This is a genomic window from Streptomyces sp. NBC_00252, from assembly GCF_036187565.1.
Lineage (GTDB): Bacteria > Actinomycetota > Actinomycetes > Streptomycetales > Streptomycetaceae > Streptomyces.
Map to the genome: position 1 here is coordinate 685,879 of NZ_CP108087.1, position 22,981 is coordinate 708,859.

A 22,981-nucleotide genomic window follows, 5' to 3' on the forward strand; every position below is an offset into this window, starting at 1 on the left:
GGCGCACGCCCCGCGGGTATCACGCCTCCGCCTCCGCCTTCAGCTTCTCGACGAGGTCGGCGGTCTCCCGCACGGTGAGGGTGCCCACGGCCTCGGAGTCGTCGAGCGGTACCGCCCATTCCTCCTGCAGTGTCAGGAACAGCTCCATCACGGCGAGGGAGTCGAGGCCGAGCTCGTCGTAGGTCGCATCCGGCCGGACGAGGTCGGCGGGTACGTCGAACTTGCGGGTCAGGGTGGTCACGAGACGGTCGTAGACGGCAGACATGTGTCGGTCTCCTTGTGCGCGGGGCGGGGGTGGGGTGGGTGCCGTACGGGTTTCGCCTGTGGCCAGGTCATGGCGATCGAGCCCCAGGTCAGGCCGCCGCCGAAGGCGGTGAGGAGGGTGCGGGCGCCTGGTCGTACGGCGTCGCGGGCGGCGGTGTCGGCGAGGGCGAGGGGCAGGGAGGCCGCCGCGGTGTTGCCTACGTCGCGGAGGTTGCCGTGGCAGCGGTCCAGCGGGATGCCGAGCCGGTGGGCCACGGAGTCGAGGATGCGCTGGTTGGCCTGGTGCGCGACGAAGGCGGCGACGGAGTCGGTGGACCACCCGGCCCGGGCGAGAACCGCGCGTGAGGAGGCGGCCATCTGCCGTACGGCCCGCGCGTACACCTCCCGGCCGCGCATCCGGAAGTAGCGGTCCTGCCGTGGTGATGCCTCTGTGTACGGCGAACTGGAGCCGCCGGCCGGGATGGTGATGAGGTCGCTGCCCGTGCCGTCGCTGCCGAGGTCGAAGTGGACGAGGGCTCCGGGATCCCCTCGGTGTCCTCGGGTGAGGTACGCGGCGCCCGCGCCGTCGCCGAAGATGACGGCGGTCCCCCGGTCGTGCGGGTCGACGATCGTGGAGTAGGTCTCGGCGGCGACGAGCAGCACGCTGTCGTACGCGCCCGCCATGAGCACGGCCGAGGCGATGGCTGCTCCGTAGACGAAGCCCGAGCAGACGGCCGCGAGGTCGAACGCCGGGGTGCCGGTCATGCCGAGCCGGGCGGCCACCTCGGGTGCGGTGGCCGGGCAGCGTCGGTCGGGGGTGGTGGTCGCCAGGATCAGCAGCCCGGCGTCGTGCGCGCCGGCCGACTCCAGTGCCCCGCGCCCGGCGGCCACCGCGAGATCTCCGGTCGCGATGCCCGGGCGTACGCGGTGACGGCTCTCGATCCCGGTACGGCTGCGGATCCACGCGTCCGAGGTCTCCAGGCCCTCCCGCACGAGGTGTTCGTTGGTGATCCGGTCCGGCGGCAGGGAGGCCCCCAGTCCGGTGATCACCGCTACGGAGTTCACGGCGCCGGCTCACCGCTCGCGAACAGGGCCGCCACGACGTCGTGTTCGGCCATCGGAGCCCCCAACCGCGCGTCCGGCAGCGCGAATCCGTCCAGGAGGACGGCGAGATGCGGGTGTACGGAATCCAGGGCGCGGTCGCGTTCGAGGTGCACGCGGACCGCGTCCGAGGCGGTGAGCGAGCCGCACTCCAGGTGCCAAGTCAGCGTCTGTTCCAGTGACTTCAGGGCGTACAGGGTGTGGAGGGCGTGCAGGCCCGGGAGATGTGCCCCCTCGCCGGTGTCCGGGGATTCGGCGTCGGCCACCGCTGTCGCGAACGCCTCCAGCAGCAGGCGCTGTTGGTGTGCGTCGGCGAGGGTGACGAGGTCGGGGAGGAGGGGGTTCCAGGTCTCGAAGGAGTTCCTCTCCGCGACCGAGACGGTGTCGACGCGGCCCCGCAGTTCGGTGAGGAGGCCGCGCTCGCGGAGGAGCGCCAACGCCAGTGCTCCGCTGGGTGATACAAGGTCGCCCACGGTGGTCGGGGCGGACACGGTGTGCGTGAGGTCCTCGACGAGCTGCTTTCCCGCGTCGAGCCGGATGAGGAGGTTGTCTCCCGCGGCGGCCTGGTACACCTGCGCCAGGCCCTCGTACTCGAGGAGCCGGTTGACGGTCAACAGGCCCTGGGCGCCCGCCCGTTCGCGGCAGACTCCGGCCGCGTGCTGGAGGATACGGGTCGCGGCCGCCTTGGTCAGAGCCTGCTCGCGGCTGACCGAGGCCCAGGGTGCCCACACCGGCCGGTGGGCCTCGGACAGGTCGGCGCGGGCACTTCGCCGGCGTACGTACTCCGCCTTGACCCGTGCGACGAGGAGGCTGCACGCGTACACCTCAGCGAGGACGCCGTAGAGGGCTTCTTGCTGGGTGCGGTAGTTCAGCACGGGGAGGTCGGTGCGCAACCGGCCCATGGTCAGGCGGTGTTGGCTGTGGCGGATGCCGATGGTGACGGCGGCGCGGGCTGCCGCGGTGAGGGCGGCGGCGGCTCCGGTGGAGGCGTTGGAGGAGACCGAGAGGGAGCGCACCAGGCGTCGGTCCGGGTCGCCGAGGGGGTCGGTGAACTGGCCGTCGGGTGCGATGGAGGCGTCGTCGCGGAGCCAACCGTCGTACGGGACGCGGGTGTTGTCGAAGGTGACGAGGGCGTAGTTGAGCGGGACCGAGGTGGTCTCGGGGAGTTCCGTGATGCGGATGCCGTCGGTGATCCGGTCGCCGTCGCGGATGCGGACCGCGAAGGGGAACACTCCACACTCCTGGTCTCCGTGGAGGAGGCGGGCGTAGACGATGGCCATGTGGGCGCGGCCGGTGCCGGCGACGTGCGACATGAACTTGGCGGCGGCGGGGTCGGGGGTCCGTAGGGTGAACTCCCGTGTGGCGGGGTCGAATCGGGCCTCGGTGCGGGTGGCGAGGTGGCTGTTCCCCCGGCCGACCTCGGTGATCATGATGGAGCCGAAGGTCTCGTGCCGGTCGACCTCGTCGAGCAACGGGGCCAAGTAGGGGCCTGGCCTGCCGAGTTCGGTCATGGCGGCGACGCATACCGCGTACTGCACGGTGCCGGCGAGGAAGAGGGGTGGGTCGACGGTGGCGGACCATTCCAGTGCGGCGAGGAGCCGGGCGGGGTCCCGGTGCAGGACGTTCGCACCGCCGACCCACTCCCCCAGGGCGCGCAGCCGGTCGTAGGTCCGGGCGTGGCGTTCGGGGCCGCAGGGCGGTGCGGTCCGTTTGAAGGGTGGGGTGTCGAGCAGGCCGTCCAGGCCGTCGACGGCGAACTGGCCTTCCCCGTGGAGGAGTTGCCTGAGCGATGGTGCGGCCCCGGTGGCCGTCCGGTCGGTGGTCATGCGGCGGGGGTGGCGCGCAGCAGGGTGCGCCGGGCCTGGCCGTCCTCGATGGCGAAGACGAGGGCCGGGCGGAAGGCGTGCAGGTCGATGCGGACCCGGCTGCAGTCCTGGCCGGCCTGGTGCACCAGCACCTCGGCGCTGAGCGGGATCTTGTCGTCCTCGACCGGGCCGGTGCGGGTGAACGTACCGGTCAGGCGGGTGGGCAGCGGGAACACGAACCGGCTGAACTCGAAGGCGCTGGCGTGCATCACGGCGTAGTAGGGCGGATGCCCGGCGGGCGGCAGCCAGATCTCCGACACGGCCCAGGTGACGAGTTGGATCGACGCCTCGATGAGGAGCATGCCGGGGACGTGCTGCTGGTCCGCGGTGTGGTCCCGGAGCATCTCGGTGTCGTTGACGACGGCCAACTGTGCCTGGAACGCGTCCCCTTCGACATGTGCGTCGCCGATGAGGACGTTGTCGCGGCTGTGCTTGAGGACGCTGTGGCGGGGGACGGCGGTGGGCGGGCGGCCTTCGGGGAGCACTGCCGTGCCGTAGGCCTTGAGGAGTTCGGAGGCGAGGTCGCTCCACTCGGTGTCGTCGACGCCGAGGCCCGGGCGGATGCGCAGGGGGTTGTCCTGGTCGGGGGGCTGTCGGCGCAGGCGGTCGCGGAGTTGGGCGGCGGTGGTGAAGTCCGGCTGGACGCTGGCGTGTTGGAAGGACTCCCCCACGACCCACTGGTGGGGCGGTCGCGGAAAAGACTCGTCGTCCTGTCGGAGGGACGCGTCGTCGTTCGTCTCCGACGGCGAGTGCGTCTGCTGATCCGTCATCTGTCGCTCCTGCTGGGGCGGTTGGTGACCTAGGGCGGGGCCGGGCGGGTACGGCGTCAGGCGGCGAAGGGCGAGGCGGGCTTGGGGATGCCTGCGAGACCGCCGTCCGGGACCGACACGCCGCCGTCGCAGACCAGGGCGTGTCCGGTGACGGCCGAGGACGCGGGGGCGGCCAGGAAGAGCGCGGCGGCGGCGACTTCGGCGGGGGTCAGCCAACGGCCTTGCGGTACATGGCTCATGAGCCAGTCCGACAGCGGCGCGTGCTGCTGCATCGGCTCGGTCATGTCGGTGCGGACCCAGCCGGGGCACAGCGCGTTGACCCGGATGCCCTGCCGGGCCCAGCCGACGGACAGCGAACGCATCAGGGAGAGTTGGGCGGCCTTCGTGACGGCGTACGCCTCCATCGCCGGGGTGGCGATGAGCCCGGCGACGGACGACACCAGGACGACGGCCGCTTTCGGGGAGGCGGCGAGATGGGGGTGGGCGGCGCGGCACAGGTCGACGGTGGCGCCGATGTTGACGGCAAGCAGCGGGTCCCACTCGGCGGAGCCGCTCTGTTCAAAGGGCACAAGGTAGGAGGTGCCGTTGTCGTCGGCCGGGAACACGCTCGCGTTGTGCACGAGGATGTCGAGGCCGCCCAGCCCTGCGGCCGCCTCGTCCACGAGCCGTGCGGCCGTCCCGGCGTCCGCGAGGTCACCACACACAAGCACGGTCTGCCGGCCGAGCTTGCGCACCTCCTGCTCCACGTCGTACAGCGATTCGGCGCGCCGGGCGGCGAGGGCGACATCCGCCCCGGCCTCGGCGCAAGCAACCGCGATGGCCCGGCCGATGCCGCGGGAGGCGCCGGTCACCAGGACGCGAGCGCCGTCGAGACGGAAGAGGGTGGCGAGGGGGTCGGGGGTGGGCGAGGGGGACTCGGTCATAGGGGGGCTCCTTCGGGGTGGGGGGTGTCGGGGTGGGGGGCCTCCGTGCGAGGAGTCCCGGTGCAGGCGCTCTCGGTGCGGGGTGCAGGGAGGGTGGCGCGTGGCCGGGCTCTGGTCCAGGTCAGGATCGTGCTTCCCCAGGTCAGTCCGGCGCCGAACGCAGTGACGAGCACCCGGCTGCCGGTGCGCAGTCGTCCGTCGCTGTCGGCGCCTGCCAGGGCGTACGGGAGGGAGGCCGCGCCGATGTTGCCGACCTCGTGACCGACGATCACGACCCGGTCCTCAGGCAGCCCCGCGTCGGCCGCGGCGCGGCGCAGCAGCAAGGGGTTGGGTTGGTGGGAGACCAGCAGATCGACGTCCGCGAGCCGCAGCCCGTTGCGGTTCAGGGCGTCACCGAGGACTTTCGGGAAGATCCGCAGAATGAAGTCCCGCACGACCCGCCCGTCCATGTGCACCTTGTGCCGGCCCTCGGCGAGAGTCTGCGGAGAGGCGGGCAGTCGGCTGCCGCCGGCCGGGATGAGGACGTCGCCCGCGCCGGTACCGTCCGAGCCGAGCCGGATCGGGGCGAAGCCGGTGCCGGGTGGCACGGGCCCGAGGATCGTCGCCGCCGCGCCGTCGGCGAACAGCACGGCCGTGGCGCGGTCGGCCGGGTCGACGAAACGGGAGTAGACCTCGACGCCGACCACGGCTGCGTACCGTTCGCCGGTGCCGGAGCGGAGCCAGTCGCGGGCGACCCGGGCGGCGAACAGCCAGCCGGAACAGGCCGCCGCCACGTCGAAGGCGACCGCGTTGTCGGCACCCACCAGTGCCTGGACCCGGCACGCGGTCGAGGGGCCGAGTTCGTCGGGGGTGGAGGTGGCGAGGACGAGCAGACCGAGCGCGGAGGCGGGCAGGCCCGCCGCGGTGAGCGCCTTCCGCACGGCTTCGGCGGCGAGATCGGAGGCGGCCTGTTCCGGTGCCGCGATGTGCCGGCGCAGCACACCGGTGCGCTGCACGATCCAGTCGGGATCCACACCGGCCGCTTCGGCGACCTCGTCGTTCGTCAGGATGCGCTCGGGTAAGCATGAGCCGGTGGCGAGGACGCCGATGCTCGGCGCTGGGGACACCGTGTACCTCCAAAAGGCGGGCGATGCTTGGGAGTTCGCCGCTCTTCGCGTTGTCCGCGATTTCCGCGTTTTCCGCAAACACGGTCGGCTTCCGCCAGACTGCCCGCCTCACCGGATGCCCTACAGGGCGCGAACCGAGGCCGTAGAAGCACTCACCGAATTCGGTTGACACCCCTCGTGATTCCGCACACTCCAATTCACGCTGACCTACGCCGATTCACCACGGGTGGCTGGTCGAGAGGGAGGCGGGCGGATGTGTTGAACGTGTTGAATTCGGGTTGCGTTGGCTTCGGGAAGGCCCTCTGTAGCTATGCCGATCCCGCCTGCCGGCTTTGTATTCATCCGCATTTCGGGCGGGCTCGAATGGGGATGGGTGGAGGCGTTCACCAGACTGCAGGCTGCTGCGCCAACGGCGGTGTCAGTCCCGGGAGCTAGGTTGTGTGAACAGACAAGCGAGCATCCCAGGCACTGCTTGCGAGGGCCGGGTTCTCACGTGGGGAGGGATCCGACGCGATGCCATCGATCGAGCAGCGTCTGGAAACCGTCATGGAGGCACCTCTCGACACCCTGATCACATCGGAACATCGATCCCGACCGACCAGGGAGATGGTGGACTCGTGGCGGCTGCCAGAGGCCGATTGCCGTGAACTGGCCGAACGGGGGCTGCCCGACGACCAGTTCCTCACGCCCATGTTCCAAACCGACGCCGAGCCGACCCTGATCCCCAACGTGGTCGGCCCACGCGAACGGGAGTTGGCCACCGCAAATGACAGGCTGTACGAACTGGGCCGATGGGGTGGCCACGATCTGACGCCGAAGATCGGCGCGGTGGAGAATGACGGTCGGGTCCTGGCCATCAGGCCCGCACCTTTTACCGCAGCTGACGTGCATCCCGCGCTGCGGGAGGTCTACCGGGACCTCTATCACCCGGCCGTCGACTTCATCAATTCGTCGATCACCCAACTCGTCCAGATCAGCTGGCGCTGGCGAGCCGCCATTCCCGTTCTCTTGGAGCTCACTGAGCCCTCCGGCCCCTGCTCCCAAGGAGAAATCAACGCGTACTTCTCTCGCCGCGAGGCATGCGAGCGGATCGTCCTGACGGGAATCGAGCGCATTGATCCTGCGATCCGGGCCGACGACGCAGCCCGCACACTCTGGGGTGAGGTGGTCACCGACCCCGGCTGCTGATTCACAGCGGCTCAGTTGAGTCTTGAGGCTCTGACACCGCCTCCAGCTGACCCTGAAATCCGGGCAAAGAGGCTCTTCACAGGCTTCTGGTGATGTGGTGCCCGGTCGCGTTTGAAGCTCATACGGTCGCGGCCTGAAGGGCTGGGCCGAGGAGGAGTCCGCCGTCGATGACGTACTCCGAACCCGTGATGAACGACGCGTCGGCTGACGTGAGGAACAGGAGGAGGCGGCTGACATCGGTCGGCTCCCCGAGCCGGGGGATGGCGAACGGCTCGGGTGAGTAGAAGTCGGCGATCGGCGCGACCGCGCCGGCTGCCGGTTCGTGGATGAAGGAGGTCGAGATCACGCCGGGGTGGATGGTGTTGACCCGGATGTGGTCGCGGCCGAGTTCGAGCGCTGCCGTTTGAGTGAGGCCTCGCAGGGCCCACTTGCTGGCCACGTACGGCGCGTAGTGAGCCGTGCCGCCCAGGGCCATGGTCGAGGCGATGTTGACCATGGCTCCCCCTGCCGCGCGGCGCAGAGCGGGGGCTGCGGCCTTGATGCCGAGGAAGGTCCCTGTGAGGTTGACGTCGAGGATGCGCGACCACGTGGCCTGCTCCGTGTCTTCGATGGTCGCGGGCGGATTCTGCACACCCGCGTTGTTGACGAGCACGTTCAGGGCGCCGAAGGCGCTCTCGGCGGCCAGCACAGCGGCGGACCACGAGCTCTCGTCGGTGACGTCGAGACGGGCGAAGCAAGCGCGGGTCCCGAGCTCGTCGGCGAGAGCGGCGCCGCGTTCCGCGTCGATGCCGCCGATCACCACGTTCGCTCCCTCCGCGTGAAAGGCGCGCACGTGGCTGGAGCCCTGGCCGCCGGTCCCGCCGGTCACGAGCACGGTCTGGTTGTCGAAGCGAGGCATCAGATGGTCCTTCGGGCGTGGATGAATGACCGGGATCACCAGTGATGAACGGCGGCCAGTGGTGAGCCGGTCGACTCACCATTGCCGTGACACTAGGTCGACGCCAGTGGTGAGTCAAGCCACTCACCTCGTATGCTCGACCCATGAACAAGGTCGAGACGACGTATCACCAGCGCGTCGCCCAGGAAAAGCGCGCGCTGATCGTGGCGGCCGCGACCGCACTGTTCCTCGAGCTGGGCTACGACCGGACGTCGCTGGCGCGCATCGCGGAGTGCTCGGGCGTCTCACGGGCCACCTTGTTCAAGCAGTTCCCGAGCAAAGCCGCCCTGTTCGACGCCATCGTGACCGAGTCCTGGTCGACCGCCGACGAGGAGGAACCTCCACCGACGGGCAACGTCGTCGACGGACTCGGCGTCATCGGTCGCCGTTACGCCGAGTTGCTGGGCCGCGCCCAGATGACCGACCTGTTCAGGATCGTCATCGCCGAGCTGCCACGGTTCCCTGAGCTGGCCCAAGCCCAGTTCTCGCACGGGAAGTTGCCCTACTTCGAGTCCGTACGCAGCTACCTCCTGGCCGAGCACGAGGCGGGAACGGTGCGGGTCGAGGACGCGGACCTCGCGGCCACCCAGTTCCTGGGCATGATCTCCAACTACGTCTTCTGGCCGACCCTCCTGGTGCCGGGCTGGGAGGTGAGCGCCGAACGCGTCACTCAGGTAGTCGACGAGGCCGTCCGCACCACCGCCGCCCGGTACGCCACGACTGGACCAGGGGCGTCCACCAAGGACTGAGTCTCGGGGCCCGGTGCCTCCATCACGTCGCGACAGCCTGAAGCCGCGCATTGCGCGCATCGATCGCTTCCTGAGTCGACGGCACGATGAGTTCCCCGCCGTCCGTCACGCTGGCCTGGGCGAACTCCACGTAGGGCCGCTGGCGTTGCTCGTACCGTTCGAAGGCCACCGTGTGGTCGCCGCCCGCGGCGTCGAGTTCCTCGGCGAGGAAGTGTGCGCCGCTGAGGGCGAGCGAGGTGCCGCGGCCGGAGAGGAGGGCCGCGCAGTGAGCGGCGTCGCCGACGAGGGCGATGCGGCCTCGGTGCCAGGCGGGCATGTGGATCTGGCTGACCGAGTCGAAGTAGAAGTCGGGGTCGGCGCGGACCGCGTCGAGCAGTTGCGGGATTTTCCACTCGGTGTGTCCCGCGAAGGCGTCCGTGAGGAGCTTCTTCTGCGCGTCGAGGTCGCGGTAGTCGTAGTCGAGGAGCTCGGAGCGGAAGAGGAACACCGCGAACGCCTTGTCCCTGTAGCGGGCGATGCTCGCGAGGTGGCCGGGGTAGTTGTAGAGAGGATTGGTCCGGTCGGCCCGGGCTTCGGCGGGCAGGTCGGCGAGGGCGACATAGAGGCCCAAGTGACGCAGGTAGTCGCGCTCGGGGCCGAACGTCAGCCTGCGGGTGACCGAGTGCAGGCCGTCGGCGCCCAGGACGAGATCGAAGCGCTCGGCGCGGCCGGAGACGAAGTGGACGTCGACGCCGTCGCCGTCCTCGGTGAGCGCGCCGACGGAGTCGCCGAAGACGATGTCCGCCGACGCGGGCAGTGCCGCGGCGAGCGTGTGCACGAGGTCCTCGCGCGCGATCTCGATGTCGTCCCCTGAGTCGCTCATCTCCCCGACCGGCAGACGCGCGGCCACGGAACCGTCGGCACCGACGAACACGCCCTGCTCCGCCATCCGGATGCGCTGCTCACGGAGCTTGGGCAGCACCCCCATCGCGTCGGCGAACCCGATGGCGTCACCGCGGACGTCGATCGGAGCGCCGGTGACGCGCAGGCGCGCGGCGCGTTCGACGAGTGTCACCTGGTGGCCGCGCGTGCCGAGTTCCAGTGCCGTGGCCAGGCCGGCGACGCCGCCGCCGGAGATAAGGATGTTCACGGGAGTCCTCTTCGGGCGATTGCGGAGGTACCGCAGGAAGCTCCTGCGGACCGTCGGGCAGCGCGGTCGTGGTGATCCCGGAGGCCGGGAGTCTGCTTGCCGCGCAACTAAAAGCGTCAATCTGTCGCGTTAACACTAACACGTCAATCTGTTGCATTAAAGTGAGGGTGTGACGACGACCCCAGAGCAGGACGCAGACGGAGCACCCCAGTCGGCGACCGCGCGGCGGCCAGGCGGCCGCACGGCCCGTACGCGTGCCCGGATTCTGGAAGCCACCCTGGAACTCGTCGCGCGGGACGGCATCGCCGCCCTGCGTTACGAGGAAGTCGCCGAGCTGGCGGGCGTGCACCGGACGAGCGTCTACCGCAACTGGCCCGACCGCGAGGAGCTCGTGACCGAGGCGCTGCTCCAGTACTCGGGCACGGTCGAGCTGGAGGACACCGGCGACCTGCGCCACGATCTGGTCGACTATCTGGTGGCGCTGGCCGACCTGTTGTCCACCACGACCGGCCGCGCCATGCAGCGCGCCATCCAGTCCGCCGGCGAGAACCCCGAGGTCGCCCGACCCGTCAACCGCATCTTCGAGCAGCGCCTCGCCAGCCTCCAGCAGGTCGTGGACCGCGCGGTGGCACGCGGCGAACTGCCCCCGGTCGACGGCTACTTCCTCGCCGAACTGCTGACCGGCCCGGTCCACCTCTACGTCAGCCGCAACCTGCGCCCCTTCACCCGCACCGAGGCAGAGAGGATCACGGATGTGGTTCTGGCCGGGCTGCGGAGCACGGCCGGATAGAGTCCGGCGCCGGGGGGCACGCGGCCCCCAGATTTCATTCGGGGTGCGGGACTACCCGCCCCTCAACGCCGTCTTCGTAGCCCGGCAACAGGCTTACAGGCTCGGGGAGTTGGCATAGCCGCCACCTCCGCTTACAGGCCGGGAGGCGCTTCGCCAGGCGGACGCGGATACCGATGCGGCTGTGGCTGTGGCTGTGGCGAGCCCACCACCCGCTTGATGCCGACCAGGACCCGGTAGCGTCGGCGAGCCGCGAACTCCCCCATCTCCCAGACCACCGGATGTCCAACCTCCGCACACAGATGCAGAACGCGTCCGCCCTCCACCCAGACTCCGACGTGGGCGCCGTAGGCCTCGTCGTCCGCATTGAACAACAGCAGGTCCAGCGGCCGAGCCATCGCTACACGGGTCGTGGACTCCGTATCGGCCCACAGGTCGCTCGACCGCAGATCAGGCGGAGTCAGACCGAAGTGCCGAAGCACCTCGTAGGCAAAGAGTTGGCAGTTCGCCCCGGCCTCAAGACCGGGCCGGTCAGCCACCGCCGACGACCCCGGAAACCGGGAGCCCACATACGGAACTGTCCAGAGCGCGGGCGGCAGTTGGCGCAGCACGAACCTATTCTCCCCGGACCTGGACCCGACCCGAACCCTGACAGGGCACCCCAGCCCCAACGCCCCAACAGCAACCAGCCCCGCTAGTGACCCGGCACAGTCATCGACCGTTCCGAACCCGAAGCAGCACCGGCCCGGTCGATCGCGCGCAGCTCGTCAAGGCTGTCGGCAAGGGTGCGCCCCGCCAACGCATGGAGGACGGCCGCCTCCGTCTCGTCGGTGAGGCAGGCGAAGTACTCGGCGGAGTGGTTGGTGACCAGGCACTCCCGGGGCCCCTCGGCTCGGGGCGCGAACAGCGGCTTGTCGCCGATGGCCGAGCGGTAGATCTCGCCCAGCGTGATCTGGTCCGCGGGCCGGCCGAGGCGGACTCCCCCGCTGCGGCCCTTGATGGACACGACGAGAGCGTCCTGCACCAACGGCACCATCAGCTTGCGCACCAGGCTCGGGTTCGTGTCCAGACTCCTGGCGAGCTGGGTCGAACTGAGGATGGGACTGCCCGACTCCTCGGCATGCCCCAGCAGGAGCATGGCCTTCAGCGCGCTCGAGAACCTCACGTCCAGCATGCTCGTACCCCTGCCTCTCCTTGGTCGCACGGTCCGGGTAACACCTGCCACATCCATATTAGCAACTCTTACAGTTGCACTTCCTCTCGCCGATATGTACTTTTCACGCATGCATATTGCACGGACATCGCAGACAGAACCGGAGAACGTCATGAGCAGCGAGAACGAGATCAGGCAGATCGTCTCCCGCTACACCCGGGCCGCGGACCAGCGCGACGGCGAGACGCTCGCGAAGCTCTACGAGGCCGACGCGGTCGTCGAGATCCACTACCACCGCGGGCCCGACGGACCGGAGTTGCTGGGCACCCTCTCCGGCGGAGCGCAGATCGCGGCGGCGATGTCCACGGCCATGGCGCCCCACCCGCCCCTGGGCTGGAGCCACCACACCACCTACGACCACCTGGTCTCCGTCGACGGTGACGAGGCCAGCATCGACACTCAGTTCATCACCTTCGACGTCGTCGGCACCAAGAAGCCCGAAGGCGGCTGGCCCGACGGTACGTTCGGCGCCCAGGGCACCATCAAGCCCATCGAGTCCGGGTACTACCGCTTCACCTTCCGCCGCACCGACGGCGCCTGGCGCATCCGCCACCAGGACGTCATTCACGACATCCCTTACGTCTTCTGACACGACCTCAGATACGGCTTCTGCTAAGCCACTTGATCAGTTCGATCCTTACCGCCGCGGCTGATCCCCGACTCCCCCTCCGGAATCTCGCAGAGGCCGCCCTCCGGATCGGCATCCCGCCCCTAGGCGGTGGCGCCCTTTCGCGTCCCGCCGCCGAATCCCCAGGAACCCGGAACCCCGGACGGGCTCCCAACGATCAATGCCCGCCGGTCAGTTCGCCGCTGAGGGTCTTGTGGAGGCGGGCGCTGGGCTCGTTCAGGCTGATGATCTCGACGGTCTTGCCGCGCTGGGCGTACTTCGTCTCGATGGCGTCGAGCGCTGCCACCGAGGAGGCGTCCCAGATGTGCGCGGCGGAGAGGTCGATGACGACCTTGTCGGGGTCGGTGGCGTAGTTGAAGCGGCCGACGAGGTCGTTGGAGGCCGCGAAGAACAGTTCGCCCGTGACCGAGTAGACGACCTGCGTGCCGTCGGGGTCGGTGACGGAGGTGACGTCGGCCAGGTGGGCGACGCGCTTGCCGAAGATGACCATCGCCGTGATGCTGCCGACGACGACACCGATGGCGAGGTTCGAGGTGGCGACGACGCACACGACGGTGATCACCATGACCGTGATCTCCCCGGCCGGCATCCGCTTGAGGGTTTTCGGCGCGATGGAGTGCCAGTCGAAGGTCGCGAAGCAGACCATCACCATGACGGCGACCAGGGCGGCCATCGGAATGTCGGAGACGACCGGGCCGAAGACGACGCACAGCACCATCAGGAACGCGCCGGCCAGGAACGTCGACAGCCGGGTGCGCGCTCCGGAGACCCGTACGTTGATCATGGTCTGGCCGATCATCGCGCAGCCGCCCATGCCGCCGAAGAAGCCGGTGACGATGTTGGCGATGCCCTGGCCGACGGACTCGCGGGTCTTGTTGGAGTGGGTGTCGGTGATGTCGTCGACGAGCTTGGCTGTCATCAGCGACTCCATCAGGCCGACCAGCGCCATGGCGAACGCGTACGGCGCGACGATCTTCAGCGTCTCCAGGGTGAACGGCACGTCCGGCAGCCCCGGCACCGGGAGCGAGGACGGCAGATCGCCCTTGTCGCCCACGGTCGGTACGGCGATCCCGGCGGCGAGGGTGATCGCCGTGAGGACGACGATGGAGACTAGCGGCGCCGGGACCGCCTTGGTGACCTTCGGGAAGAGCACCATCAGGGCGAGGCCCGCGGCGAGGAGCGGGTAGACGGCCCAGGGCACGTCGTGCATCTCCGGCACCTGCGCCATGAAGATGAGGATGGCGAGGGAGTTGACGAACCCGACCATCACCGAACGCGGCACGAACCGCATGAGCTTGGCGACCCCGAGTACGCCGAGGACGATCTGGAAACCGCCGGCGAGGATCACGGCCGCGACGAGATAGCCGAATCCGTGCTCGCGGTTGAGCGGTCCGATGACCAGGGCCACGGCGCCGGTGGCCGCGGAGATCATCGCGGGCCGGCCGCCGACGAACGCGATGGTCACGGCCATCGTGAACGACGCGAACAGGCCGATCGCCGGGTCGACCCCGGCGATGATCGAGAACGAGATGGCCTCCGGGATCAGCGCGAGGGCGACCACCAGGCCGGCCAGGACCTCGGTGCGCAGCACCTTCGGCGACAGCCAGGACGGGCGCCGGGGACCCCGCGTCCAGGTGGCCGGAGACAGTGGGGACGGTGCGGAGGAGGACAAGAGGAGAGGAACCCTGTCGTGGTCGGGCACACCCGGGGTCACCATGGGCGCGCTGGGGAGGTGTGGACGGCCGGGCGGCGGTTCACGAAGTCGGTGGGCGGCATTCCGGGTAGGAACAGGTGCTGCCTGGGGCGAAGGACTACGGCGAGCTGCCGGCCGCGCCTGCCATCACCGGCATGCGCAGGCTCGCTCCCGTGGGCAGCGGTCTTCACCGGGGGCGTCATCGGCCCCGAGATGCTTCTGGGAAGGGGTACGGTCCATGCCGACCCCGGCAACGGCGGCGAACTCTACCCTAACGTTAGAGTAGAGATCGACTGTGGCCCTCCGGGACCGTGGCGAGAGACGAGGAAGGCGCCCCGCGTGAGCAGCGAGCACATGCAGATCGGCGAGGTCGCCACACGGACCGAACTGTCGCTGCGCACCATCCGCCACTACGAGACGACCGGCCTCGTCACCCCGTCCGCCCGCTCCCAGGGCGGTTTCCGCCTCTACACCGAGTCCGACGTCGCCCGTCTCATGGTCATCCGCCGGATGAAACCGCTCGGCTTCACGCTGGACGAGATGCGCGCCCTGCTGGAGGCCACGGATCGGCTGGACTCCGGCGAGACGCTGTCGGTCGCCGAGCGCGAGGAGTTGCTGGAGCGGATCCGCGGTTTCGAGCGCGCCACTCAGGAGCGGGTGGCGGACCTGCGCACCCAGCTGGCACGTGCGGAGGAGTTCGCGGTCACGCTGGCCGAGCGCCTCACGCGGACCCCGGCACCGTAACTCGCCCCTCGCCCCTCGCCCCTCGCCCCTCGCCCCTCGTCAGCCGATGCTCGCCTCCGCCCACGAACGTCTCGTCACGGCTGCTGATGTCCGGTGAACATGTCGACCAGGCTGTACGGCGCCTCGGCCCCGAAGAGAAGCTCGTGCAGCTCGGTGCCGTCGGCGGCGGACGCGGCGCTACGGGGGAACAGTGCCTCCTCGTACGCGGTGAGCGCGGACTCGATGTCGCCAGGGTGTGCGGCGATGGCCTTGCCGAGTTCGGCGCCGTCATACATGGCGAGGTTGGCGCCTTCACCGTTCGGGGCCGCGAGGTGGGCGGCGTCGCCGAGGAGGGTCACTCCCGGCACTCGGTCCCAACTGTGCGCGAGCGGAAGGGCGTTGAGGGTGCGGAGGACAGGTGCGGTGTCACCGTCGGTGATGAGTGCGGTGAGTTCAGGCGCCCAGCCTTCGAACTCCGCGGCGATCCGCGCGGCGGCCGTGTCGGCGTCGGTGAAGTCGATGGCGGCGAACCAGTCCTGCGGCTTGCTGAGCGCGACGTAGGTGTGGAGGGATCCGTCGCCCTCCCGGTGGGCCTGGATGCCCTTGCCCGGCACGGGCACGAAGAGCGCTCCGCCGCCGACGGCCTTCGCGGTCGCCGGATGCCGGGTGTCGGCGTCGAACAGGTAGGTCTCGACGAAGGAGATCCCGATGTACTCGGGGACGGCGTCGGAGAGCAGCGGCCGGACCCGGGACCACGCTCCGTCCGCGCCGATCAGCAGGCCCGTGACGGCAGAGGTGCCGTCCGCGAACGCCACCTCGTGGCGGCCGTCGCCGAGGGCACGGACACCGCTGACCTTGTGCCCCCACCGGACCGTGCCGGGCGGGAGGGAGTCGAGCAGGATCCGGCGCAGCTCGCCGCGCTGCACCTCGGGGCGTTCGCCCTCGCTGTCGTCGTCGAACAGAACGGTCCCGTCCGAGGCGAGGATGCGGGTCGCCTCGCGGCCTTCCAGGATGAGGGCACGGAACTCGTCGGTCAGCCCCGCCGCCTCCAGAGCGGACTGGCCGGTGGCCCGGTGTATGTCGAGCATCCCGCCCTGCGCGCGGGCCGTCGGTGACGCCTCCGCTTCGTAGACGGCGGCCTGGATGCCGTGGACGTGCAGGACCCGGGCGAGCGTGAGGCCGCCGAGTCCGGCGCCGATGATCGTGACGTTCGTGGTCGCCGCGTCGGTGATGGGCGTGATGTCCGTGTTCATGATGACTCCTCGGGTGGTGTCGCATGCCTGCCGACCGAGCCCCGGCCGGACCACTCTGGAACGCTGTTCCACAATCAGACTGGAACGGCGTTCCAGTGTTGTCAAGCTGGAACGGCGTTCCAGGGATGTGTCAGGATGTGCGTATGCCAACGAGGACGCGTCGCCCCGAGCGACGAGAGGAACCGCTCTCCCGGGAGCGTGTCGTCGAAGCGGCGATCGAGCTGCTCGACGCGGCGGGCGAGGGCGGCCTCACGTTCCGCGCGCTGGCCGCACGGCTCGCCACCGGTCCCGGCGCGATCTACTGGCACGTCACCGGCAAGGACGAACTCCTCGGCGCCGCCACCGACGCCGTCCTCTCCCGCACGACGACCACCGACACCGCCGATCCGTCACCGCAGGAAGCGATCCGCGCCCTCGCGCTCGGCGTGTTCGACGCGATCGACGCCCACCCGTGGGTCGGCACGCAACTCTCCGGGGCCCCGCCGCAGTCCCCGATGCTGCGGGTCTTCGAGCACATCGGACGCCAGGTCCAAGCCCTCGGGGTCCCCCAGACCGCCCAATTCACGGCCGCTTCCTCGCTGTTGAGCTACATCCTCGGCGTCGCCGGCCAGAACGCGGCCAACGCCCGGCAGTGCCCACCGGACACGGACCGCACCCAGTTCCTCGACACCGTCTCGGAGGCCTGGGCGAACCTCGACCCCGAGGAGTTCGCGTTCACCCGCAACGTCGCGGAGCAGCTGCGCGTCCACGACGACCGTACGGAGTTCCTCGCGGGCATCGACCTCATCCTCACGGGGATCACCGCCCGGCCTGACGTGACGGACCCGGCGCCGTCGTAGCGGAAGTGGCCTTTACTCTGCGCCGAGGCTGTAGGGCCGGGGGGCGTGAGCACCTACTACGGATTTACCTCACGGCACACTGATCCGGCCCGCAGAGGGTCGGCAAAACGGAACGGCACCTCGAACCGCTCGGCCAGGGCGCGTCCGACCGTCTCCGCCTCCTGCGCTTCGGGCCACGGCGGCACCGTGCCGTTGAACAACCGCATGTCACTGCCGTGCCGGATGGTGGCGAGCCGGTGTTCGGCAGGCGTCCCGTCCGTGAGCACCACCAATTCCACGAACCAGCCGTCGGTGTCCCCGTCCCACAGTGCCTCGATGGCGATCGTCCGACCGGGCAACGCCGCGATCTCCTCCGCGAGCCTCGCCGGATCCAACGGCGCGGTCGGATACCGCTCGAAGCGCAGGCCCAACTCCCGGTAGCGCTCGGCCACTACGGCGAGTATCTCGTGCAGGCCCGGCCTAGATCCGGCCGGGAGTGCCTCGCGCAGGCGGGCGACGGCCGCGATCCGGTGGTCACGCTGGATCAGTGCGTCCACGGCGGAGCGCTCAGTGGCTGGCAGCGTGTCCCAGATCGGTGAGTCCATGACCGTATTCAAGCCGTAGCGTTCGCCGACCCTCAACTCAGAATGGACTCACGGCACATGAGGGCTGTTGAACCGGGCTGCCTACGACCGAACCCGTCCGGGGGCTATCCCCATCCCGATCATCGGGTAAGCCGGATCGCGCCTCCGCGGCGGCCGAACCTAGCGTTCAGCCATGATTCCGACCCTGCGGAAGCACCTCGCCCTGGCCATCGGTGTCGTCACGCTGCTCACCGCCGAAGTGACAACGGCCATCGCTCAGCCCCAAGACGGCTTCCTCACAAGGCAGTTACGCCAGGACACCGAGACGATCCATGCCCTCGGGGTCAGCGGAGTGCAGGCCCGCGTGATCGCGCCGGACGGCCGGCAGTCGGTGGCCACCAGCGGCACGGCCGACCTGAACACCGGCCAACCGGTCTCCTCCGACGGCTACTTCCGTATGGCCAGCACGTCCAAGACGCTGGTGGCCACCGTGGTACTCCAGTTGGAGGCCGAGGGCAGGCTCACCCTGAACGACACGGTCGAGCACTGGCTGCCGGGAGTGGTGCACGGCAACGGCAACGACGGCCGCCGCATCACCATCCGCCAACTCCTCCAGCACACCAGCGGAATCCACGACGACCTGCCCGGATACACCACGCCGGATGAGTACTACCAGCAGCGCTACGACGTCTACAGCTCCGGCCAGTTGATCGCCCGCGCCATGGCCCACGCCCCGGACTTCGCGCCCGGCGAAGGGTGGGCGTACTCCAACACCGGCTACGTCCTGCTCGACACGATCATCCAGAAGGCCACCGGTCACACCGCCCACGAAGAGATCGAGAACCGCATCCTGCACCCCCTCGGCCTCGACCACACCCGCTGGGTCGGCACTTCGCCCACACTCCCCCGGCCGCACGCCAAGGCGTACCAACTCTTCGGCCCCGACGCCCTGGTGGACGTCACCGATCAGGTACCGGTGGACCACGAGAACCTGTCGTTCGTCACGACGACACGGGACGAGAACGTCCTCTTCCGCGCCCTTCTCACGGGCCGACTCCTCCCGGCGCGCCAACTGACCGAGATGAAGCAGACCGTCCCCGTGAGCGCGGAGGTCCAACAACTCTGGCCCGGCGGCCGCTACGGCCTCGGCCTGGCCGAACGTCCCCTCACCTGCGGAGGCACCTACTGGAGCCACGAGGGCGGCGACGGCGGCTACATCACCCTCAACGGCGTCACGGACGACGGCAGACGAAGCGCCGTGGTCTCCATGTCGGAGGCGCGTGGCGACACGATGGAGCACATCATGTCCCAGGAGAACGCGGCCAGTTCGCTGATTGATCATGCGCTGTGCGGCGGGGGTGGGGGCGCCCAGTGAGCGGGGGCGTGGTCGTCGCGGTGGGGGGAGGGTTCGCTGGGCCGGTCCCTTGAGGTCGAGAGCTTCGCGGCCCAAGTCACTTGGGAACTTGTGCAGTTGCCGGGGGCGCCGACACCACCGCCTCGCGGCCGGACTCAAGGTACTCCTCCAACTCCGCGGCCCCAGTGAGCATCGCGCGCCCGCGCCGGGACAACCGATCACGCCAGTCGGTCAGCGCGGCCTCCAAGGGCTCCAGTCCGCCCGCTGCCCGTACCTGGGCGAGCAGCGGGGCGATCTGGCCCAACAGGTAGCCACCGCGCCGGAGTTGGTGGGCCAGTCGGGCATCGCGTACGTCGGCCTCGCCGTAGACGCGGTAGCCGGTCAGCGGGTCGCGGTGGGGGTGTACCAGGCCGGCGCGCTCCCATTTGCGCAGCGTCGCGGGGCGGATGCCGAGCTTCTCCGCCAGCGGACCGATGAAGGTGGCGCCGGATGCGGAGGGGGACGTAGGCCAAGTCCCGCGCACTGCGGTCGACTTGGGTTGGAGCGCCGTCGCCTCGTTGGCATCGAGGTCGCGGAGGGCCCGCTCCACCGCCTGAAGGGTCCGACGGTCGTCCAGGAGTTCGGCGTGACTCTCGTCGATGAGGCAGAAGGCTTCCTCTACGGCGCCCTCGTTCACGGCCCGCATGATCGACGCCGCCGTCCCGTGGCCGTGGCCCGGCACCAGGGCGAGGAAGGCGCGCAGGGCACGTGCGTGGAGCGGGGTGTAGGTGCGGTAACCGTGGGGTGTGCGGTCGGCGGCGGGGAGGATGCCCGCCTCCTCGTAGTTCCTGATCGCCTGGGTCGACAGGCCGTGTCCGCGCGCTAGGTCGACCGGCCTGAGTCGTTCGGTGCTTTGAGGGTTTCTGGCCATGTGCCTGCCGATATCGCGAGAAAGTTTCAAGCGGAGGTTCAACGATAGCGTTGAAGGCATGGCTACCGACATCACGGACATCGTCCACGCCGTCGAGGCATCCGCTGTCATGAGACTGCTTCCGGGCCGGCCACGACTGCTCGCACTCGGCGAACCCACCCATGGCGAAAACACCCTCCTCGGTCTCCGCAACGAACTCTTCCGTCAGCTCGTCGAGCAGGAGGGCTACGGCACGATCGCCATCGAGAGCGACTGCATGGCCGGCCTGGCCGTGAACGACTACGTCACCTCGGGCACGGGCACGCTCGACGAGGTCATGGCCCATGGATTCAGCCACGGCTGGGGTGCCTTCGCCGGCAACCGGGACCTCGTGCGCTGGATGCGCGCCCACAACGTCCGCGCCGACCAGGCCGGCAGGCCCGCGTCCGAGCGGCTCCGGTTCGCCGGTGTCGACGGCCCGCTGGAGATCACGGGCGCCGCGAGTCCCCGGCAGGCCCTCATCGGACTCCACCGTTGCCTATCTGCTTGGGTGAGCGCGGACTTGCTCCCCTGCACCGCGGAAACTCTCGACAGCCTGCTCGGCACGGACGACCGCTGGACCGAGCCGGCCGCGATGATGGACCCGGGCCGGTCCGTGGGCCAGTCCGCCGACGCCGCTCAACTACGTTTGTTGACAGCTGAGTTGGCGGCGCTGCTCGACACGCAGTCGCCGCACCTGCTAGCCGCGGCCTCCCGCGAAGACCAGGATCGCGCCCACCTGTACGCGCGAACCGCGATCGGCCTGCTGCGCTACCACCACTGGATGGCCGACACGTCACCGGCCCGCCTGACCCGGCTGGTCGAGATACGGGACCAGATGATGGCCCACAACCTCCTCGCCCTCGCGGAAAGGGGTCCCGTACTCGTCAACGCCCACAACTCCCATCTCCAGCGCGGGAAGAGCACCATGCGCATGGGCGGGGCGCCGCTGGAGTGGTGGAGCGCAGGCGCGCTCGTGCAGGCCCAACTCGGGGGCCAGTACGCCTTCTTGGCCACAGCCCTCGGCACGATCCCGCACCAGGGCGTGGACACACCACCGTCGGACACCGTCGAGGGCCTCCTGTACGCACGCCCGGAGGACCGGTGCCTCGTCGACGCCGCACGCCTGGCCACCACCCTCGACAGCCGCCGCCCCGCGCCCCGCGTATCCCCGTGGTTCGGCTACGCCCCGCTCGACCCGCTCCAGCTCTCGGACGTGGATGGTGTCGTGTTCGTCAAGGACGTCGTGCGGGGCTAGCTCCGGCTGGTCAACTCGCCCCTAAGACATGGGTAGGGCATCGAGAAGCGCAGCCACCGGGTCCGGACTGTCCGAGGTAATGCCCCCGCGGCCCGGAGCGTCTCTCACGAACACGCCCTCCTCGTTCAGCAACCCGACGATGATTGCGGGCATGACACTGGACTGGTCCCGCCTGAAGCACGCCTATGGATCCGCGGCCGACCTGCCACAACGCTTTGACCAAATCGGTGATCCCGAGCTGGCTGACGTGGCGTGGTACGTGCAGGCGCACTACCCGGCTGCGATCAACGAGTTGCATCAGCTGACCCAGAACGTCGTGATGACAAGGCCCTTCGAGGGCGATACGGACGACTTTCTGTGCTGGCTGGAGCACCTCCTGGCATTTGAGGGCGTGCCCGTATGGAGGCGCAATCTGCACCGCAAGGAACACCCCGTGGTGTGCCCCTCCTGCGCACTGAGCTTGGAGATCGACCTCTCCTACAAGGGTCCAGGCACTCGTCGTCGGAACCCGAACGCCCGCTTTCAGGTGGTCGGCCGTGAGAGCCCCATAGTCAGCGCGGTCCGCCCGACGGAGCCCGTGGACCTGCCGCCCCTGGCATCACGGCTGCACGAAGTGGCCGTCAGGGCTGAACAGTCGGCGGCCGCCGTGCATCTGACTCACCTGTTCGGCTCCACGGCGTGTCCCGACTGCGGTGCGGACTTCTCGGTGTCGGACCAGGTCGTGGTCTTCCAGTCATAGCGGCACACGCCTCCGAGCTCCGGACCGAGACGTGTTGCGTTGAAGCGCACTCCGGCTCCTAGGTTTGGACGCATGCGATACAGCAAGCTCGGAACGACCGGGCTGGAAGTCTCCGCCATCGCCCTCGGCTGCATGAGCTTCGGCGAGCCGGACCGGGGCGGCGAGCCCTGGTCGCTGGGCGCGGACGCCAGCCGGGACATCATCAGGCAGGCCCTCGAGAGCGGCGTCAACTTCCTCGACACGGCCAACGGGTACAGCGCCGGAAGCAGCGAGGAGATCGTCGGGCAGGCGGTCAAGGACTTCACCCGGCGCGAGGAGGTCGTTCTCTCCACCAGGGTCTGGATGCGGATGCGCCCCGGCCCGAACGGAGCGGGGCTGTCCCGCAAGGTGATCTTCGCCGAACTCGACGCGTCCCTGAGGCGGTTTCGGAGCCTCTTCCATATACGCCTGGCAGTTCGCCAAGGCTCTGTTCCTGGCCGACCTGAACGGCTGGACCCGGTTCGTGTCGATGCAGGACCACTACAACCTCATCCACCGGGAAGCAGAGCGGGAGATGCTTCCGCTCTGCGCCGACCAGGGCATCGGCGTGATCCCGTGGAGCCCGCTGGCGCGGGGCAGGCTGACGCGGGTCCGGGACGCCGCCACGGCGCGTGCCGAGACCGACGAGGGCCGCAGGATCCTCTACCGCGACGAGGACCAGGCGGTGGCCGAACGCGTCCACGAGATCGCGGGCAAGCGGGGTCTGTCCCCGGCCCAGGTCGCCCTCGCCTGGGTCATGTGCAACCCAGCGGTGACCGCACCCATCGTCGGTGTCACCAAGCCGGCCCAACTGGCCGACGCGGTCGCAGCAGTGGATGTCGAACTCGACGAGGACGAGGCCGCGTACCTGGAGGAGCCCTACCAGCCACACCAGACCGCCTACCTGAAGGAGTCCTTCTACAAGTCACGCCCAAGGGCGGGCTCCCGGTAGGCGGAGCTACCGCCGACCGTCG

Annotated in this window: 23 protein-coding genes and 1 pseudogene; 10 read left to right on the forward strand and 14 right to left on the reverse strand. The window is 69.5% G+C overall.

All coding sequences use genetic code 11. The annotated features are described in order from the left end of the window. Window positions 1-19: 19 nt before the first annotated feature. From OHT77_RS02980 to OHT77_RS03005, 6 genes are read right to left on the reverse strand one after another with little or no spacing between them, the layout of a single operon-like run. On the reverse strand, window positions 20-265 hold the full coding sequence (locus tag OHT77_RS02980) for an acyl carrier protein (RefSeq protein ID WP_328826354.1): 246 nt from the start codon (window positions 263-265) through the stop codon (window positions 20-22). Then, window positions 238-1,308, reverse strand: a complete 1,071-nt coding sequence (locus OHT77_RS02985; RefSeq protein WP_328826355.1) for a beta-ketoacyl-ACP synthase III — start codon at window positions 1,306-1,308, stop codon at window positions 238-240. Before OHT77_RS02985 ends, OHT77_RS02980 begins: the two co-directional genes overlap by 28 nt. Continuing rightward, window positions 1,305-3,170 carry an acyl-CoA dehydrogenase gene (locus OHT77_RS02990; RefSeq protein WP_328826356.1) on the reverse strand — a complete coding sequence of 622 codons (1,866 nt, stop codon included), beginning with the start codon at window positions 3,168-3,170 and terminating at the stop codon, window positions 1,305-1,307. The genes OHT77_RS02985 and OHT77_RS02990 overlap by 4 nt, the downstream gene beginning before the upstream one ends. Then, window positions 3,167-3,979: an AfsA-related hotdog domain-containing protein gene (locus OHT77_RS02995; RefSeq protein WP_328826357.1), complete on the reverse strand. Its 813-nt coding sequence runs from the start codon at window positions 3,977-3,979 to the stop codon at window positions 3,167-3,169. The genes OHT77_RS02990 and OHT77_RS02995 overlap by 4 nt, the downstream gene beginning before the upstream one ends. Before the next feature lie 56 nt (window positions 3,980-4,035). Beyond that, complete coding sequence (locus OHT77_RS03000) at window positions 4,036-4,902, reverse strand: SDR family NAD(P)-dependent oxidoreductase (RefSeq protein WP_328826358.1); 867 nt, start codon at window positions 4,900-4,902, stop codon at window positions 4,036-4,038. Beyond that, the gene (locus tag OHT77_RS03005; RefSeq protein ID WP_328826359.1) at window positions 4,899-6,008 is read right to left on the reverse strand and encodes a 3-oxoacyl-ACP synthase III family protein; all 1,110 of its coding nucleotides are present in this window, start codon (window positions 6,006-6,008) and stop codon (window positions 4,899-4,901) included. The genes OHT77_RS03000 and OHT77_RS03005 overlap by 4 nt, the downstream gene beginning before the upstream one ends. 513 nt (window positions 6,009-6,521) lie before the next feature. On the opposite strand from OHT77_RS03005, the gene OHT77_RS03010 reads away from it, so the two are divergent. Further along, complete coding sequence (locus OHT77_RS03010; RefSeq protein WP_328826360.1) at window positions 6,522-7,196, forward strand: SUKH-4 family immunity protein; 675 nt, start codon at window positions 6,522-6,524, stop codon at window positions 7,194-7,196. 118 nt (window positions 7,197-7,314) lie between these two features. Here the strand turns inward: OHT77_RS03010 and OHT77_RS03015 are convergent, their stop codons facing one another. Beyond that, on the reverse strand, window positions 7,315-8,094 hold the full coding sequence (locus tag OHT77_RS03015) for an SDR family oxidoreductase (protein ID WP_328826361.1): 780 nt from the start codon (window positions 8,092-8,094) through the stop codon (window positions 7,315-7,317). A 143-nt stretch (window positions 8,095-8,237) separates the two neighbouring features. Between OHT77_RS03015 and OHT77_RS03020 the strand changes: the two genes are divergently transcribed. After that, entirely contained in the window at window positions 8,238-8,882 is a 645-nt protein-coding gene (locus OHT77_RS03020) for a TetR/AcrR family transcriptional regulator (RefSeq protein ID WP_328826363.1), read from the forward strand. A 22-nt stretch (window positions 8,883-8,904) separates the two neighbouring features. Here OHT77_RS03020 and OHT77_RS03025 read toward each other — a convergent pair whose 3' ends face one another. Then, complete coding sequence (locus OHT77_RS03025) at window positions 8,905-10,011, reverse strand: FAD-dependent monooxygenase (protein WP_328826364.1); 1,107 nt, start codon at window positions 10,009-10,011, stop codon at window positions 8,905-8,907. A 169-nt stretch (window positions 10,012-10,180) separates the two neighbouring features. Here OHT77_RS03025 and OHT77_RS03030 point away from each other — a divergent pair, with 169 nt between their 5' ends. Beyond that, window positions 10,181-10,801, forward strand: coding sequence for a TetR/AcrR family transcriptional regulator (locus OHT77_RS03030; protein WP_328826366.1), 621 nt, complete (start codon window positions 10,181-10,183; stop codon window positions 10,799-10,801). Between the two features lie 131 nt (window positions 10,802-10,932). On the opposite strand, the gene OHT77_RS03035 is transcribed toward OHT77_RS03030, so the two are convergent. Continuing rightward, entirely contained in the window at window positions 10,933-11,409 is a 477-nt protein-coding gene (locus OHT77_RS03035; RefSeq protein ID WP_328826367.1) for a hydrolase, read from the reverse strand. An 83-nt stretch (window positions 11,410-11,492) separates the two neighbouring features. Further along, on the reverse strand, window positions 11,493-11,972 hold the full coding sequence (locus tag OHT77_RS03040; protein WP_328826368.1) for an RrF2 family transcriptional regulator: 480 nt from the start codon (window positions 11,970-11,972) through the stop codon (window positions 11,493-11,495). A 151-nt stretch (window positions 11,973-12,123) separates the two neighbouring features. On the opposite strand from OHT77_RS03040, the gene OHT77_RS03045 reads away from it, so the two are divergent. Further along, window positions 12,124-12,600 carry a nuclear transport factor 2 family protein gene (locus OHT77_RS03045; protein ID WP_328826369.1) on the forward strand — a complete coding sequence of 159 codons (477 nt, stop codon included), beginning with the start codon at window positions 12,124-12,126 and terminating at the stop codon, window positions 12,598-12,600. Between the two features lie 196 nt (window positions 12,601-12,796). On the opposite strand, the gene OHT77_RS03050 is transcribed toward OHT77_RS03045, so the two are convergent. Next, window positions 12,797-14,311, reverse strand: coding sequence for a SulP family inorganic anion transporter (locus OHT77_RS03050; RefSeq protein ID WP_328826370.1), 1,515 nt, complete (start codon window positions 14,309-14,311; stop codon window positions 12,797-12,799). A gap of 360 nt (window positions 14,312-14,671) precedes the next feature. Here OHT77_RS03050 and OHT77_RS03055 point away from each other — a divergent pair, with 360 nt between their 5' ends. Beyond that, complete coding sequence (locus OHT77_RS03055) at window positions 14,672-15,076, forward strand: MerR family transcriptional regulator (RefSeq protein WP_328826371.1); 405 nt, start codon at window positions 14,672-14,674, stop codon at window positions 15,074-15,076. Window positions 15,077-15,150: 74 nt separating this feature from the next. Here the strand turns inward: OHT77_RS03055 and OHT77_RS03060 are convergent, their stop codons facing one another. Then, window positions 15,151-16,308: an FAD-dependent oxidoreductase gene (locus tag OHT77_RS03060; protein ID WP_328826372.1), complete on the reverse strand. Its 1,158-nt coding sequence runs from the start codon at window positions 16,306-16,308 to the stop codon at window positions 15,151-15,153. 143 nt (window positions 16,309-16,451) lie between these two features. Between OHT77_RS03060 and OHT77_RS03065 the strand changes: the two genes are divergently transcribed. Next, the gene (locus tag OHT77_RS03065) at window positions 16,452-17,147 is read left to right on the forward strand and encodes a TetR/AcrR family transcriptional regulator (protein ID WP_328826373.1); all 696 of its coding nucleotides are present in this window, start codon (window positions 16,452-16,454) and stop codon (window positions 17,145-17,147) included. Between the two features lie 56 nt (window positions 17,148-17,203). Here OHT77_RS03065 and OHT77_RS03070 read toward each other — a convergent pair whose 3' ends face one another. Continuing rightward, window positions 17,204-17,731, reverse strand: coding sequence for a hypothetical protein (locus OHT77_RS03070; protein ID WP_328826374.1), 528 nt, complete (start codon window positions 17,729-17,731; stop codon window positions 17,204-17,206). A 172-nt stretch (window positions 17,732-17,903) separates the two neighbouring features. Here OHT77_RS03070 and OHT77_RS03075 point away from each other — a divergent pair, with 172 nt between their 5' ends. Further along, complete coding sequence (locus OHT77_RS03075) at window positions 17,904-19,085, forward strand: serine hydrolase domain-containing protein (protein ID WP_328826375.1); 1,182 nt, start codon at window positions 17,904-17,906, stop codon at window positions 19,083-19,085. Between the two features lie 76 nt (window positions 19,086-19,161). Here OHT77_RS03075 and OHT77_RS03080 read toward each other — a convergent pair whose 3' ends face one another. Beyond that, entirely contained in the window at window positions 19,162-19,974 is an 813-nt protein-coding gene (locus OHT77_RS03080; protein WP_328826376.1) for a TioE family transcriptional regulator, read from the reverse strand. 58 nt (window positions 19,975-20,032) lie between these two features. On the opposite strand from OHT77_RS03080, the gene OHT77_RS03085 reads away from it, so the two are divergent. The 3 genes and pseudogenes from OHT77_RS03085 (at window position 20,033) to OHT77_RS03095 (ending at window position 22,959) form a co-directional block, all read left to right on the forward strand. Then, window positions 20,033-21,250, forward strand: a complete 1,218-nt coding sequence (locus OHT77_RS03085; RefSeq protein ID WP_328826377.1) for an erythromycin esterase family protein — start codon at window positions 20,033-20,035, stop codon at window positions 21,248-21,250. Window positions 21,251-21,401: 151 nt separating this feature from the next. Next, window positions 21,402-21,989 (forward strand): hypothetical protein, encoded by a 588-nt coding sequence (locus OHT77_RS03090; protein ID WP_328826378.1) that lies wholly within the window; start codon window positions 21,402-21,404, stop codon window positions 21,987-21,989. A 72-nt stretch (window positions 21,990-22,061) separates the two neighbouring features. Further along, window positions 22,062-22,959 (forward strand): annotated as a pseudogene (locus OHT77_RS03095) (aldo/keto reductase). Window positions 22,960-22,981: the final 22 nt, after the last annotated feature.